13 protein-coding genes and 1 pseudogene are annotated in these 14,309 nt (G+C 41.2%); 10 read left to right on the forward strand and 4 right to left on the reverse strand.

Annotated features, from left to right (window positions below; genetic code table 11):
• The first annotated feature begins 372 nt into the window (after positions 1 to 372).
• Genes C6344_RS17520 through C6344_RS17530 form a run of 3 tightly spaced genes read left to right on the forward strand, consistent with a single transcriptional unit; the run spans position 373 to position 7,468 of the window.
• Positions 373 to 6,525 (forward strand): SpaA isopeptide-forming pilin-related protein, encoded by a 6,153-nt coding sequence (locus tag C6344_RS17520; protein ID WP_223254346.1) that lies wholly within the window; start codon positions 373 to 375, stop codon positions 6,523 to 6,525.
• Between the two features lie 21 nt (positions 6,526 to 6,546).
• Positions 6,547 to 7,149, forward strand: a complete 603-nt coding sequence (locus C6344_RS17525; protein ID WP_066031777.1) for a class D sortase — start codon at positions 6,547 to 6,549, stop codon at positions 7,147 to 7,149.
• The gene (locus C6344_RS17530) at positions 7,142 to 7,468 is read left to right on the forward strand and encodes a hypothetical protein (RefSeq protein ID WP_066031151.1); all 327 of its coding nucleotides are present in this window, start codon (positions 7,142 to 7,144) and stop codon (positions 7,466 to 7,468) included. Before C6344_RS17525 ends, C6344_RS17530 begins: the two co-directional genes overlap by 8 nt.
• 53 nt (positions 7,469 to 7,521) lie before the next feature.
• Here the strand turns inward: C6344_RS17530 and C6344_RS17535 are convergent, their stop codons facing one another.
• From C6344_RS17535 to C6344_RS17545, 3 genes are all read right to left on the reverse strand, one after another.
• Complete coding sequence (locus C6344_RS17535) at positions 7,522 to 7,836, reverse strand: DMT family transporter (protein WP_003217878.1); 315 nt, start codon at positions 7,834 to 7,836, stop codon at positions 7,522 to 7,524.
• Positions 7,837 to 8,181, reverse strand: a complete 345-nt coding sequence (locus C6344_RS17540; RefSeq protein WP_017358819.1) for a DMT family transporter — start codon at positions 8,179 to 8,181, stop codon at positions 7,837 to 7,839. It lies immediately after the preceding gene.
• Between the two features lie 73 nt (positions 8,182 to 8,254).
• Positions 8,255 to 8,833 (reverse strand): TetR/AcrR family transcriptional regulator, encoded by a 579-nt coding sequence (locus C6344_RS17545; RefSeq protein WP_060595824.1) that lies wholly within the window; start codon positions 8,831 to 8,833, stop codon positions 8,255 to 8,257.
• Positions 8,834 to 9,006: 173 nt separating this feature from the next.
• On the opposite strand from C6344_RS17545, the gene C6344_RS17550 reads away from it, so the two are divergent.
• From C6344_RS17550 to C6344_RS17565, 4 genes are all read left to right on the forward strand, one after another.
• Complete coding sequence (locus C6344_RS17550) at positions 9,007 to 9,555, forward strand: VanZ family protein (protein ID WP_106039433.1); 549 nt, start codon at positions 9,007 to 9,009, stop codon at positions 9,553 to 9,555.
• Positions 9,552 to 10,016 (forward strand): DUF6884 domain-containing protein, encoded by a 465-nt coding sequence (locus C6344_RS17555; protein ID WP_106039432.1) that lies wholly within the window; start codon positions 9,552 to 9,554, stop codon positions 10,014 to 10,016. Before C6344_RS17550 ends, C6344_RS17555 begins: the two co-directional genes overlap by 4 nt.
• 151 nt (positions 10,017 to 10,167) lie before the next feature.
• Positions 10,168 to 10,797 carry a rhamnogalacturonan acetylesterase gene (locus C6344_RS17560; RefSeq protein ID WP_034665049.1) on the forward strand — a complete coding sequence of 210 codons (630 nt, stop codon included), beginning with the start codon at positions 10,168 to 10,170 and terminating at the stop codon, positions 10,795 to 10,797.
• A 152-nt stretch (positions 10,798 to 10,949) separates the two neighbouring features.
• The gene (locus C6344_RS17565; protein WP_060595800.1) at positions 10,950 to 11,990 is read left to right on the forward strand and encodes an NAD(P)/FAD-dependent oxidoreductase; all 1,041 of its coding nucleotides are present in this window, start codon (positions 10,950 to 10,952) and stop codon (positions 11,988 to 11,990) included.
• A 59-nt stretch (positions 11,991 to 12,049) separates the two neighbouring features.
• Here the strand turns inward: C6344_RS17565 and C6344_RS19270 are convergent.
• Positions 12,050 to 12,139 (reverse strand): annotated as a pseudogene (locus C6344_RS19270) (YnfA family protein); the annotation flags it as partial.
• Positions 12,140 to 12,175: 36 nt separating this feature from the next.
• On the opposite strand from C6344_RS19270, the gene C6344_RS17575 reads away from it, so the two are divergent.
• The 3 genes from C6344_RS17575 to C6344_RS17585 all read left to right on the forward strand — a co-directional run bounded on the left by C6344_RS17575 (position 12,176) and on the right by C6344_RS17585 (position 14,308).
• Complete coding sequence (locus tag C6344_RS17575) at positions 12,176 to 12,679, forward strand: hypothetical protein (protein WP_106037170.1); 504 nt, start codon at positions 12,176 to 12,178, stop codon at positions 12,677 to 12,679.
• A gap of 78 nt (positions 12,680 to 12,757) precedes the next feature.
• Positions 12,758 to 13,765 (forward strand): zinc-binding alcohol dehydrogenase family protein, encoded by a 1,008-nt coding sequence (locus C6344_RS17580; RefSeq protein WP_106073157.1) that lies wholly within the window; start codon positions 12,758 to 12,760, stop codon positions 13,763 to 13,765.
• 15 nt (positions 13,766 to 13,780) lie between these two features.
• Positions 13,781 to 14,308, forward strand: coding sequence for a YfiT family bacillithiol transferase (locus tag C6344_RS17585; RefSeq protein ID WP_106073158.1), 528 nt, complete (start codon positions 13,781 to 13,783; stop codon positions 14,306 to 14,308).
• Position 14,309: the final 1 nt, after the last annotated feature.

A 14,309-nucleotide genomic window follows, 5' to 3' on the forward strand; every position in this document is an offset into this window, starting at 1 on the left:
CGATCTATATGATGCTGAACTGACTCACCATACATACCATATGATACATGCTTGTTTCATATGAACGAACCATATGTGAATATATGATTATATAAGCATGTAAACATCATTTATTGTTCATTCCAGTATAAATAGAAAATTCACATTTATTTTTTCATGATCCCTCTCACTATTCCCCATTTCTATAGACCCCTATCCAGTTACTATATCCACTACTCATGATTACCTTTCAAGCTCATGATTGATCATCTCATTTTATTCATAGGGTCTTAAGGTGCAATTTTTAGAAAATATTTGATTAGAAACGGAGTGGTTTATCAGACAAGATACAAATGGTTTTTTATCGTTGTTGAAAATTAATTTTAGAAAAGGGTGGATGTATTGAAAAGAATATTGTCATTGGCTCTCATCGCGGTGTTAGTCATACAGTCTAGTATATTAGGAATCTTGCCTCTGGCAGGGGCACAAGCCAAAGAAAGCCGAGAAAACATTTATGGGGATATTGAGTTTGCTGATAGCGAAGGAAACAAGTTATCAAACATGGAAGATCAGCAAGTAAGAAAGGCCACTGTCCATTGGTCTATAAAAGGAATTGATCTAAAAAAGCAATATCCGTATGTTCTCTCTCTTCCTTCAGCCATTCAGGTAGAGAAGGAGCAGAATGAACCAATTATTGTCAATGAAGTATCTGTTGGAGAGTATACCGTTTCAAAACAAAATGAAGTGACGGTCATATTTAAAGAAGATGTTGAGCTTGATCCAAATTTAGAAGGAGCAATAGACATCGATGTCACTAGTATATCTGAGCAAAAAGAGAAAACAAAGCAAAACGAGCGTGAAGAAAGCCTTCCAAAAGATGACACAACCTCAACTGAGAAAGACAAAGCAGCTAAGAATCAAGAAGCCGCTCAAACGAAACAAAGCGATGAGGATGAATTACTAAAAAACAAAGTGAGCATATCTAAGCGTGTAGGGCTGCAAAGTGTTTCAAAACAAATGCTGATACAAGAAAATCTCCTCACTGATGCGAAATTGATATTTGAAGATCAGGAAGGAAATTCAGTTGATAGGCCTGATATCAACTCGCTGATTTCCATTAACTATAAGTGGGCCATCCCGAATGGGCATAGCTATAATGGCGGTGATGAATTCCATTTCAAGGTTCCAGAGGAATTAGTGATTTACGAAAAAATCGATCGTCTCGAGATGAAATTTAATCAAGCAACCATTGGTTATTTTTCTGTAGATGAAAGTGGAAATGCCTCCATCGAATTCACTGACTTTATCAAACAATATTCAAATATCCATGGAACACTTCAAGTGTGGACGCAATTAGATAAAAAAACTGTCATTACTGAAGAAAAAGAAGTGGTCATTACTCCAATTGAAGGCAAAGATACGGTATCGATCCCGATTCAATACCTTCCAAATGGCCCAAATGTCTCTAAAAAGGGAAAACCCAATCGATCTTACAATGCTGAAACCATTCAATGGACAGTCGATTTTAATATGGACTTAGACGATGTGAAACAAGCGAGACTGTTAGATCCGATTCAAGAAGGTCAAGCGTTAAAGAAAGATTCAATCAAGCTTTACCGTGTTGATACAAAGCTAAATGGTGAAACATCGATTGGTCAGCTGCTTGACGAAAACCACTACACCATCGGCCAAACAGCAGATGGTCAAGATTTCACGATTGAATTTAAAGATGACGTGCATCTAGCTTACCGTTTAATGTATGAAACGGACATGACGAATCAAGATCAGTCTGCGTTTCGTAATAAAGCGTCCCTTGTCTCTGCTGATAAAGTGATTAGTTCAGCAGAAGGAACAGTGAATGTGACTAGAGGCAGCCCTTTAAATAAAAAAGCCGCCCACTACGACCCAGTCACACAGACGATTACCTGGGAAATTCGTTATAACTATAACGAAAAAACAATTGCTAAAAAGGATGCTTTGTTAGAAGACTTCTTTAATGGCACACAGGCGCTGATATCCGATTCATTTCAAGTCAAGGAAGTCACAATTGATCAGGATGGCAAAGAATCAGGAACAAAAGCGTTTGGAAATTATGTGGTTCAACCTCAAAAAAAGGATGAACAGAACGGGTTTACCTTGCAATTCAGTCAAGATATTCAATCGGCTTATCTCATCACATATCAAACAAAAGCAACCGAGCGGATTTTTGAAGCTGAAGAGATTATCAATACTGTAACAGCTGGCAAAGAGAGCAAACAAGGGAAGCAAAGAATTGACCAACAAATCCTAACGAAAAATCATGGAACACCGAATTACAAAAACAAGACCATTCCATGGCGTATCATCTTCAACAAAGATCAACAAACCATGAACAACCTGATATTAAAAGATACGTTTACAAACGAAGGATTGACGCTGCAAAAAGATAGTTTAAAAGTGACGACAGGAAATACAGTGCTTGAAGAAGGCACAGATTATCAAATAGTTGAACATGCAAATGGATTTGATATTCAATTTACGAAAGAAATAAAAACAGAACATGTAGTCACATATACAACGTCTTTTGATTATGAAAAAAGAGCAGATAAAGATCAAAAGAACTTGCGTAATCATGTAAAGCTTGAATGGGTAAATGAAGATGGCAAGGAATTGACGAAGGAAAATCAGTCTGTCTTCACGCCTGACACATATACGCAGTCAAATGGGTTCAAGAACGGAACATATGATGCAAAGAAAAAAGAGATCACCTGGAATATCGGTGTGAACTATAACTTGAAACATTTAGAAGAGGCGAAAATCGAGGATTTCATTCAAGGAAATCAGCGTTTGCTTAAAGATTCAATCACCATCTACTCGCTTGATTTACATGGCGGGGAAAATGGAGCGGAAGAAAAAGAGGTATTAGCGAAAGAACATTATGACATCAAATTCCTTGAAAATGAAAAGGGAGAATCAGGCTTCGAAGTCATTTTCAAAAATGCCATTGATTCCCCATACAAAATCACGTATCAAACAAGTGTTGAAGGAATGGATTTAGTACAGAAAACCTACGAAAATAAAGCGGCCCTTTATGATGGAAAGACGAAAGAATCAGATGTGAACGCTGTAGTGTCCATTCCAAATGGAGGGAAATACACGAGCAAATCAGGAAATCAGCAAGGGAAGGTCATTGATTGGAAACTGAATATCAATTTTGGTCAATCAACAGTCCAAGATGCGACGATTATAGACCATCCGAGCAGTAACCAAGCCATAATAGAAAACTCATTTCATCTCTATTCGACGACAATAGATGAAAAGGGGCAAGTGACCAAAAAGGAAGAGCTGGAAAAAGGGAAGAATTATGAGCTAGACCTTGAATTCGATCCAGACTCTTTTCAAATCAAATTTAAAGAAGACATCACCAGACCATATATTTTAGAATATCAATCTCTCATTTTAGATAAGGTGGGAAGTACACTTCAAAACGAAGTAACGTTTAGAGGTGAAAATGTAAAAGAAATAAAAAAGGAATCCGAAGCCTCAATTGTGGTAAAACGCACCGCTGGCATGGGAGATGGCACGGGAGCGATTGGCGCTTTAACCATTAAAAAGGTAGATGCGAGTAGTGGAAAAGTGCTAAAAGGAGCAAGCTTTTCTCTGACAGATGCTGCGAGCGGTATCGTCATTGGAACAAAGGCAACAGATGAAGAAGGAGCTCTTCGATTTGATCGTCTCTTGTATGGTGACTATATAGTGACAGAAGTGAAAGCACCTGATGGTTATATGAAGACCAAAGAACCGATCCATGTAACGATTGATCAGCCTTACGAATCAGGAGATCAAGCGAAAACAGGAAATAGCATGACGGTGCAGAACCAAGAAATCCGCCAGCATGTCAAGTTAACAAAAAAAGACAAAGAGACGGGTGCAGCATTAGAAAATGCAGAATTTGAACTAAGAAATGAATCTGGAGATACCGTCCAAACCCATTTGAAAACGGATGAAAAAGGAGAAATTCTTTTCAAACATCTTGAGCCAGGTTCCTATTATTTCGTTGAGACAAACGCACCGAAAGGCTATCAATTAAATCAGCAAAAATGGCCGTTCACAATTAAAGAGAATCAAACAGAAACAACGACTGTAACCGCAGTAAATGACATGATAAAAGGCTCTGCAGAATTGAGCAAAATAGGCGAAGGCGGAGAGAGACTAGAAGGTGCACAATTCAAGCTCTTAGATCAAGATGGGCATGAGCTAAATGGTTCGCTTGTCACAGGAGAAAATGGCAAGGTCACGATAAATGAACTAAGGCCGGGTACGTATCAGCTCATTGAAACAAAAGCACCTGATGGTTATGTATTAGATGAAACGCCAATCAAATTTGAAGTACCACTCGATCCAAAGGAACCAGTCATCATTTCGAAAAAGAACCTCTATGAAACAAGTGCATTAGAAGTGATGAAAGAAGGGGAAGATGGCAAGAAGCTTCAAGGTGTTCGATTTGAAATCACGGATCAAAATGACGAAGTTGTACGTAAAGATTTGACAACAGATGAAAATGGGAAGCTTTTGGTCGACAACCTCAAACCGGGCAAATATCAGCTCGTGGAGACAGAGAGTATTGATGGTTACCAAAAGAAAAATAAACCTTATCCTTTTACCATCGAAATTGCACAAAAAACTCAGGCAGAGATCAAAGTAATCAATGATCTTAAAACTGGAGCTGTCCAGCTCACGAAGCTCGGTGAAAAGAATGATGTGCTTAAAGGAGCAGAATTCAAGCTTTTAGATGCAAATGGAAAAGAGATTGAAACGGGTCTCGTCTCAGATCAGAACGGGCAGATCACAATCAGCGATCTGAAACCTGGAACCTATCAGTTTGTTGAAACGAAGGCTCCATTCGGTCATGAGCTTGACGAAACACCTGTCACTTTTGCTATTCCATTTAACCCTGAGAAGCTGGTCAGTGTGACAAAAGAAAATAGCCGCACTACAGGCGGAGTGCTGCTGCACAAAAAAGGCGAAGATGGGAAATCATTAGAAGGAGTTGTCTTCGACCTATCTGATGCCAAAGGAAAGATAGTGGCAGGAGGAGAAGGGGTTACAACCAATCAGGATGGAAAGATCACCTTCACAGGGCTAAAACCTGGAACCTATCAATTTGTTGAAAGAAAGAGTCTTGAAGGCTATGAATTGAATGCGAAACCAATTGTCTTTCAAGTTGAATTAGGTCAAAAAGAGTTGATTCAAGTGGAGGCCATCAATCAGCTCAAAAAAGGTGCTGTAGAACTAACAAAAATAGGGGAAGAAAAAGAGAGATTGAAAGGCGCAGAATTTACCCTTTTCAATGACGATGGCAAAGAATTGATGTCGGGTTTAACAACAAACGAGAAAGGCATCATCACTGTCAACGATTTGAAACCAGGCGCTTACCAATTGGTTGAAACGAAGGCTCCTTTTGGACACAAACTTGATGCAGAACCAGTAGACTTTAAGATTGAATTCAACCCAAATCAACTGGTGAAAGTGACAAAAGAAAATATTCGGACGACAAGTGCTGTGAAGCTTCAGAAAAAAGGGGAGGATGGACAGTTGCTCGCTGGGGTGACCTTTGACCTGATTGATGAGCATGATCAGCGTATTCAGAAAGACTTAAAGACAGACAAAAACGGTCAACTGACAGTCGATCAACTGAAACCAGGAACCTATCAATTTGTCGAAACAGCAAGCATTGCCGGCTATGAATTGGATCAGACACCTGTCTCATTTATGATTCGTTTAGGTCAAGACAAACCAGCAAAAGTAGAAATGATCAACAAACTGACGCCGGGGGCAGTGGAACTGACCAAAGTGGATGATGAGGGATATACGCTGGAAAATGCAGAGTTTGCTCTTCTGAGTAAAGAAGGGAAAACGTTGAAGACATCACTTGTAACGGACCAAAAAGGAAAGCTCCACATCAACCATCTAAAACCGGGAGAATATCAATTCGTTGAAACGAAAGCACCTCACGGCTATCAATTGGATGATCAGCCGATCCCGTTTACAATTGAGAAAAATCAGCAGAAGCCACTTCAATTAACAGCGAAGAATCACTTGATCTTAGGAAGTCTGCGTATCATAAAGGTAGACCAGCAGACAGATAGAACCTTAAAAGGTGCAGCCTTTGACATTCGTACAAAAGCTGGGAAAACCATAAAATCTGTGACAACAGGAAAAGACGGAGAAGCCATTGTAAAAGGGCTTAAACCTGGTGAGTATATACTCACAGAGACGAAAGCTCCAAATGGTTATGTAGCTTTAAAGAAACCGCTCATCTTTACAATTCAAATGGGAGAAGTGGAGATCAAGACAATGATTGTGAAAAATGCACCAGTGAAGAATGAAGAGGAACACACGAATCCTCCAGCCTCATCTAAATGGGATCAATATCCGCCTCATGACTCAAACGGTGAGCTGCCAAAGACTGGAGAAGAATGGCTGCGTTATTTGATGTATGCAGGGATTTTACTAGTAGCTTCTGGAACTGTTCTTCTTGTTGTCAGAAGAAGAACCATTCAGTAAAAGGAAGGAACGAGTGTATTGATGAAAAAAAGAACCTTATTAGGCAGCTTTTTGGTGTTCACAGGGCTGATGCTCATCTCCATTCCTTTTATATATGAGTGGCGAACTTCTCAAGAGACAGCGGCAATGGAACAGGCATTAAAGATGATTGAAGAAAATGACAGTGATGCCCTTTCTTCTATTCCACATTTAACTGTGTCAGAGGAAGACCTACGAGATGTGATGGGGCTAGAGATCCCGTCAATTGATTTAAACGAAAAAGTGCTTCCAGTTACATCAAAAGAAAATTTAGGTATTGCACTGACTCAAATCAAATCTCATCAAATGCCAGGTAAAGGGAATTTCACGATTGCAGGGCATAGAGGGTATAGAGGTGATCGTCTTTTCAGGCAGCTGCCAGAGGTGCCGAAAGGAGAAAAAGTCGTCTTACATCATCAAGCGGAAACATATGAATATAAAATTGTCAGCTCAGCTACGATTGAACCGACGGATGTTGATGTACTAAAGGATCGCGGGAAAAATGAACTGACATTGATCACTTGTACTCTTGATGGTCAGAAACGATTTGTCTTAAAAGGAATACGAGTCAATGCTTCAAAGGGTGAGCAACCGTCGGATGTATAACACCAACATAATAGATGATGGGTACAATGGAAAAGCAGCGCTCACGACCGACATGTTACACCAATTGTTATCAGAGCATTATCCAACATTAAAAAACGAACTTTGGGATGTTGATGTAGATACAATTCGGACTTCGCCTATTCTTCATCCTATATTAAAAAGAAAGCTTCCAATTGGTATCGAAAAATTCACCTGTGTTTTGTTCACGCAGCAAACAGCAGCTTTTGGAGAGCCTTTGATTGTGTACTTTTTATTAGATGAAAAAGGCGAATCGATTTACGCAATGGATCTCTTGCTCGAGCAGCATGATCCACATTAAACGAGAAATAAAAAAGGAAGGGGCTTTGACTCCCTTCCTTTTTTGTCATTCAATTATGCAAACAACTTCAGCCCGACCACACCAATCACGATCAGCAGCAAGCTGAGTATACGAATCATGTTTTTCGGCTCTTTAAATAGAATCATATTAAACAAGACAGAGCCCGCCGTTCCAAGTCCAATCCAGACCGTATAGGCAACGGATACTTGAACGGAAGAGAACGAGGCGTATAAAAACAAAAAGGATAAGGCAAATCCGCCAACAAATAAAATGCCTGTCGTGATTTGCTTTTTCTTACTAAACATATTGAGGCCAATGGTTCCGCCAATTTCACAGGCAGAGGCTAACAGTACAAAAAACCAGCCCATTTATACCGCTTCTCCTTTCTGCTCATGTGCATCCCCATCAGACACTTTCAGTCCAATAATTCCGAGAATTAAAATGCCCATAAATAAGAGCTTTTCTAATGAAAATGAACCGCCAAACAGCGCATAATCCATCAAAGACGTACCAATCGTTCCAACTCCGGCAAACACGGCGTACACGGTCCCTGTCGGCAGCTTCTCGCAGGCTTTCATTAAAAAGTAAAAATCAACTGGGATCAGGCATATAATGATCGCCCACTCCCACACAGCATCAGCTTTATTTAAACCAAACACCCAAAGTAATTCGAATAAACAAGTGAGTGCGACATACATCCAGCTTTTTTTCATCCTATTTCCTCCTAAAACTGACGATTCGTCATTTTGAAACCAAAAAAGAGCGTACAGCAAGTGCTGTACTAAGTTAAGGTGTCTCTATGCCAAGTGCGTAAAGAAGAAATTGCTTCACCTCTCGCTTTTGAATCAGAACCTCTTCTGTATCTGTTTCTGTAAATAAGTACATTTGCTCAGCAGACGATTCAAGTAAACCGATAATGAATTTGGCTGCATATTGACAGTTCAAATTCGCACGGACTCTTTTGTCTTGCTTTGCTTTTTCTAAAAAAGCAGCGACCCATTTGTAAATCGGCTCATAAATATCTTCCCATTCCTTTAAATGCTCCGTGGCAGCTAAACCTGAGTAGGTCAGAGCAAGGACATCACGGTATTGTCTTGTAAAAGAGAAGATGAATTCAACAAGCGCATCTGCTTGATCGAGGACATCCGCATGCTGAGTTAATTCCTTTTCAATAGCGGGGACCATCTGTGAGATCAGATATTCTGCGATAGCAGGCATGACAGACAGCTTTGAAGGAAAATATAAATAATACGTCCCTTGCGCCACTCCTGCTGCTTTCACAATATCCGATATGGTCGTCTTTTCAATTCCTTTTTCTTTAAACGCGTCAATGGCAGCAAGCATAATCTTTTCTCGTTTCGACACATCTTCACCGACCTTAAATGACTGAATGTCAGTCAGTTTAGCTGAAAAATGACGATTTGTCAATATGGTATTCTCGTCATTGAATATGAGAATAAGTGATGAATAGATGCGGGGAGGCCTGAATAAGCTGTAAATATGGTCAAGCATCATGTGAGAAAGGGGCAGCTCTCCGTATGACTTCCAGTGCTATAGTTTCCATTGCTTATTTTCTCCTGCTCGTCCCGCTCTATCTACATATGAGATACAGACAGGCGAAAAAGCAAAAACGATTTATCTATTTACGTACAGAATTAGTTCTTGCCTGTCTATTTATTTATACGAATGTTTTATTATATTTGACGGTCTTTCCAAATCGTTTTTCCGCACCAAGGGATCAGGTGAGTGTCAACCTCATGCCTTTGCAGTCCATTTATCAAAATCTTCACGCCTACCATCACGGCTATCCCAATCTTGTTTTTTTAAATCTGGCAGGGAACATTTTGTTATTTGTGCCACTTGGTTTTTTTCTATATCAAGCATTTCGTATCATGCGCTGGCAAAAGGCGATTCTTGCTGGCTTTTTCTTGTCAACAATGATTGAAGTGCTTCAATGGATGTTCTCGCAATCTGGTATCATTACAAGAAGCAGCGATATTGATGATATCCTCTTAAATACACTTGGCACAGCGCTAGGTTGTATCTTGTATCGGATGTATCGACGAAGGAAGGAGAAAATCAAGTGAAGCGAGTTTGTATCATTCCATGTGGGGCGAAGAAAATTTGGGACGTCCATCCAGAGGCAGGGAGCCAGCCGGCGAATCTTGTTTATTTAAGTCCGCTGCATCAGTGCACGAAAAGCTATGCCCAAACGTTCTTTTCAGACTGGCTGATCTTATCAGCGAAGCATGGATTCTTAAAGGCAGATGAGATCATTCATGAAAATTATGATGTGGCTTTTGGTACACCGCATGCTGATCAAATGACACGAGAAGCACTAAGGCAACAATTTAATGAAAAACATCTCACTGCATATGATGAACTAGTGATTCTAGGTGGAAAGAAATATCGAAAGGTGATCGATCCTTTGTTACTTCCTCATCAAACAGCGATTTATCCGCTGGCTCCATATAAAGGAATTGGCTACATGCTTCAGGCGTTAAAGCAAGCCGTTGAGACAAAAGTAGAACTTCCGCCGCATATTTAAACCATTCACATCTACTGGTAGGCAGGGTTTTGATCATCAAAAAGAGAATGAATGAAGTAGCGATGCTGATTGTTTCATATCTTTTCAGCAGCCACTAGGATGTCCGCATCGCTTAGAAGAGGTGGCTATTTGAAAAAGGGGGCGTATGAACATGACAACCATCTATTTAGCTGGTGATTCAACCGTTTCATCTTACCCAGACCGTCCTGTTCAAGGAGGATGGGGAGAGTTTTTACATCGCTATACAGCGCAAGGCGTGAGCGTCGAAAACCGTGCAATCGGTGGAAGAAGCTCAAAAACATTCATTGAAGAAGGACGGCTTGATGACATATTGGCTGACATTCAGCCAGGGGATTGGCTGTTCACACAAATGGGGCACAATGATGCTTCAACGGAGAAGCCCGAGCGGCATACAGATCCTTTCACGACGTATAAAAGCTATTTGTCTCAATATATTCATGGAGCAAGAGCGAAAGGAGCAACACCGCTTTTATTAACGCCAGTCGGCCGCTTTCATGAAAAAGACGGTGAATATATCAATGATTTCCCTGATTACTGTGCCGCTATGAAAGAACTAGCCGATGAAGAAGAGGTCCTGCTCGTTGATTTGAATACGGCAAGCCTTCAGTTTTATCAAATTTCCGGCATAGAGAAAACGACCTCTTACTTTATGCTATCAACAGGCATAGAGGATCGCACGCACTTTACAAAAGAAGGAGCAGATGCGATCGCACGACTTGTTTCGCTTGAATTAAAAGACCTTGGATTAACGATTGTGTGATGGATGACAGGACGAGTAAGCGCTCGTCCTGTTCTTTTTTGCAGAAAGCTATTGATTCCTTTCACTAGAGTAGACTACAATAGATACATATGATAATGAGAATCAATATCACTGGCAAATAGATCAATCGATGAAAAACTGGAGGGACTCAAATGACAGAGCAGCTTGAATTGTTTGACGTCACCATTATTGGCGGCGGTCCAGCAGGAATGTACACCGCCTTTTATAGTGGGATGCGAGACTTAAAGACCAAGGTACTTGAATACAACGAAAGCCTTGGTGGAAAAATCCTTCTGTATCCTGAAAAAGTCATTTGGGATGTAGGGGGTTTGCCGCCAACAAGAGGAGAACAGCTGATTCAGCAGCTGGAAACGCAGGCGAAAACATTTGAACCAGAGATTGCACTGAATCAGAAAATCACGTCTTTTGAACGAGATGAACATCATCACATCTTGCTGACGGCTGAAAATGGTGATCGCCATTTGACGAAGACCCTCATTTTAGCGATGGGCCACGGCATTCCTGTCCAGCGGAAACTTGAAATCGAGCATGCAGACCGCTATGAAGTGACAAACCTTTATTACACAGTGCAGGAGCTTAAGACATTTGCAGGAAAGCGGGTTGTTATCTCTGGAGGCGGCGACTCAGCGGTTGACTGGGCAAATGCGCTTGTTCCGATTGCTGAAAGTGTGACCGTCGTGCATCGCCGTGACATGTTTGGCGGACATGAGAAAAACGTCGCCAACATGAAGGCATCTTGCACACGAATTTTAACCCCGCATGAACTGACAGAACTTCATGGTCAAGGCGATAAAATTGATGCTGTCACCATCCAAAACATAGAGACAGGTGAAATCGAACGAATGGAAACAGACGCTGTCATCGTCAATCACGGCATGAAAGGTGATTTAAGTGTATTATCAGAATGGGGACTCAAGCAAGGTGAATGGGGACTGATCGAGGTCAATGAAAAAATGGAAACCAATTTACCGGGTGTCTATGCGGTAGGTGATTTATGTACACATAAAAGCAAGGTCCGCTTAATAGCTGGGACATTTGTTGACGGAGTCAATGCGCTCAATAGCGCAAAGCTTTATATCGAACCAGAAGCCGAAAAAGTGGCGTACGTGTCCTCACATAATGAACGCTTTAAAGAGAAAAACAAAGAATTGCAAACGGCTGGAGCTCGTTAAATCATTCAAATCACATCATAAAAGTGCTGCCCGCATGTGGCAGCACTTTTTATGTGGGACTATGAACTGCGGGGCGCAAATAACATCACACTGACCCCGGCTAAACAGATCAAAGCACCTATCCAGTCGTAAGAAAAAGGAAACTTTTTGGCAAATGAAACGTAGTACATATGGAGGTGAAACAGATGAAATCATACATAGAAAAAGAACTATTTCTCTTATCAGTCAGACACGCATGTATTGCATGTTATTTTTTGGTATTTCCGTTTGCTGCACAAGTCCTTTATACCCCATCACCTTTATTGATCGCCCTCATCGCTCTTTTTATGACTCATAACTTAGTAGAATGTATCATTTGGTTTTACAAATCGAGAAAGATCAGGAAGCACCAGTCTGGTGATCTATCGAAACGAGGACATGTCTTTACTCAGCTCATGCAAAGGCTGGAACAGCTGATCATGATCGGTTTTGTTGTTTTCTTTATCACTGAATGGATGCAGGGAGCGGCTGATCTCCAAACTCTTTCACTAGCTGTTTTTCTATTGATGATTTTTTTCCTACAGCACATTCAGTTTTATTACGTCCAGCTATTCTTTAAATCCAAAAGCTGGTTCTCCTATGTTCCTTCATTGCAAAAGGCACGTCCTTCTTATATAGCGAGGGAGCGAAAGGCTTTGAAGAGATCCTAAATGTGCAACCTATCCAAAAACATCAGAAAATTATGATAAAATGTGGAAAAGAAGCATGGAGAAAGGGAGTGCGAGCGAGTGAAAGCCGTTGGACTATTGGAGTACTTACCGATTGAGCATGAGCAAAGCCTGATGGATCAGGAAGTAGAAAAGCCTAAAGCAATGGGCAGGGATATACTGGTGAAGGTAGAGGCAGTCTCAGTGAATCCAGTTGATACAAAGGTGAGATCACCGAAGGATCAGAAGGAAGAAAAACTGAAAATTCTTGGCTACGATGCAAGCGGCACGGTTGTTGAAGTCGGTGAAGCGTGTACATTATTTCAGCCTGGTGACCACGTGTACTATGCGGGAGATATCACGCGTCAAGGCTCAAATAGTGAGTATCAGCTTGTGGATGAACGTATTGTGGCGAAAAAGCCTGCCAATCTCTCCTTTGCAGAAGCAGCCGCGATGCCTCTTACGACGATTACGGCATATGAAGCGTTATTTGACCGGATGCATATGAAGCGAAATGCAGAAGGGGCAACACTGCTCATCATCGGTGGTGCAGGCGGGGTAGGTTCTATCGCCATTCAACTAGCCAAATTAGCGAATGCCACTGTGATCGCCACCGCATCAAGACCTGAAACAAAAGAGTGGTGTCTGTCATTAGGTGCCGATCATATCATTGATCATCATCAGCCGCTTCTCGCGCAGCTTCAGGAAAAAGGAATAGGCGAAGTGGATTTTATTTTATGCTTAAATGACACAGATGGACATTTCAAAGGCATGGCAGAAGCCATAAAACCTCAAGGCACGATCTGTACCATTGTCGAGAACCAGCACAACCTAGACATTCAATTACTCAAAAATAAAAGTGCTGCATTTGTATGGGAGTTCATGTTCACACGCCCTATGTACAAAACAGCGGACATGATCAAACAGCATGAGCTTTTAACAGAGGCAGCTGAGTCATTTGAACAGGGGACATTGACGCATACATTAACAAAGGTTCTCCGTCCGATCAATGCCGCTCATTTGAAGCAGGCACATCAAACCCTTGAACAAGGAAAGATGATTGGCAAATTTGTGCTAGAAGGATTTTAAGAGAGGGGAGAGCGTATGACGTCATTACAATATCCGATTGGCTTATATGAACCGGTTGAAGAAAAAACGAAAGAACAGCTTGAGGCATGGATTGATCAGTTGGCTGCGATTCCACAAGAATATGAAACGGTCACCAATCAATTGACAGATGCTCAGCTGGATACACCCTATCGGCCTGGAGGATGGACCGTCCGTCAGCTCATTCATCACGTAGCAGACAGTCATCTGAATGCATACTTACGATTCAAGCTTGCACTCACAGAAGAAACACCGCACATACGTCCATATGATCAGGCGGGATTCGCCGAGCTTCCAGACACCAAAGCGCCCATCAGCCTATCACTGCCCTTAATCAGCAGTCTGCATCGCAGGTGGGTTACATTACTTCGAGGGATGTCAGAGGAAGACTTCACTGCGTCCTATTATCACCCAGCCGATCAACAAATGGTGTCCTTATATGATGCAACAGGAATGTACGTCTGGCATTCAAAGCATCACCTTGCCCATATCACGGAATTAATGAAAAAAAATCACTGGAATTAAA

Origin of the sequence: Bacillus sp. GBSW19, assembly GCF_002998655.1 — a bacterium.
GTDB lineage: Bacteria > Bacillota > Bacilli > Bacillales > Bacillaceae > Bacillus.

Bases quoted from the DNA above. Each gene is read 5' to 3' on its own strand.
- C6344_RS17525 (WP_066031777.1), top strand. From the start codon at position 6,547: ATGAAAAAAAGAACCTTATTAGGCAGCTTTTTGGTGTTCACAGGGCTG.
- C6344_RS17530 (WP_066031151.1), top strand. From the start codon at position 7,142: ATGTATAACACCAACATAATAGATGATGGGTACAATGGAAAAGCAGCG.
- C6344_RS17535 (WP_003217878.1), bottom strand. From the start codon at position 7,836: ATGGGCTGGTTTTTTGTACTGTTAGCCTCTGCCTGTGAAATTGGCGGA.
- C6344_RS17540 (WP_017358819.1), bottom strand. From the start codon at position 8,181: ATGAAAAAAAGCTGGATGTATGTCGCACTCACTTGTTTATTCGAATTA.
- C6344_RS17550 (WP_106039433.1), top strand. From the start codon at position 9,007: ATGACTTCCAGTGCTATAGTTTCCATTGCTTATTTTCTCCTGCTCGTC.
- C6344_RS17560 (WP_034665049.1), top strand. From the start codon at position 10,168: ATGACAACCATCTATTTAGCTGGTGATTCAACCGTTTCATCTTACCCA.
- C6344_RS17565 (WP_060595800.1), top strand. From the start codon at position 10,950: ATGACAGAGCAGCTTGAATTGTTTGACGTCACCATTATTGGCGGCGGT.
- C6344_RS17575 (WP_106037170.1), top strand. From the start codon at position 12,176: ATGAAATCATACATAGAAAAAGAACTATTTCTCTTATCAGTCAGACAC.
- C6344_RS17585 (WP_106073158.1), top strand. From the start codon at position 13,781: ATGACGTCATTACAATATCCGATTGGCTTATATGAACCGGTTGAAGAA.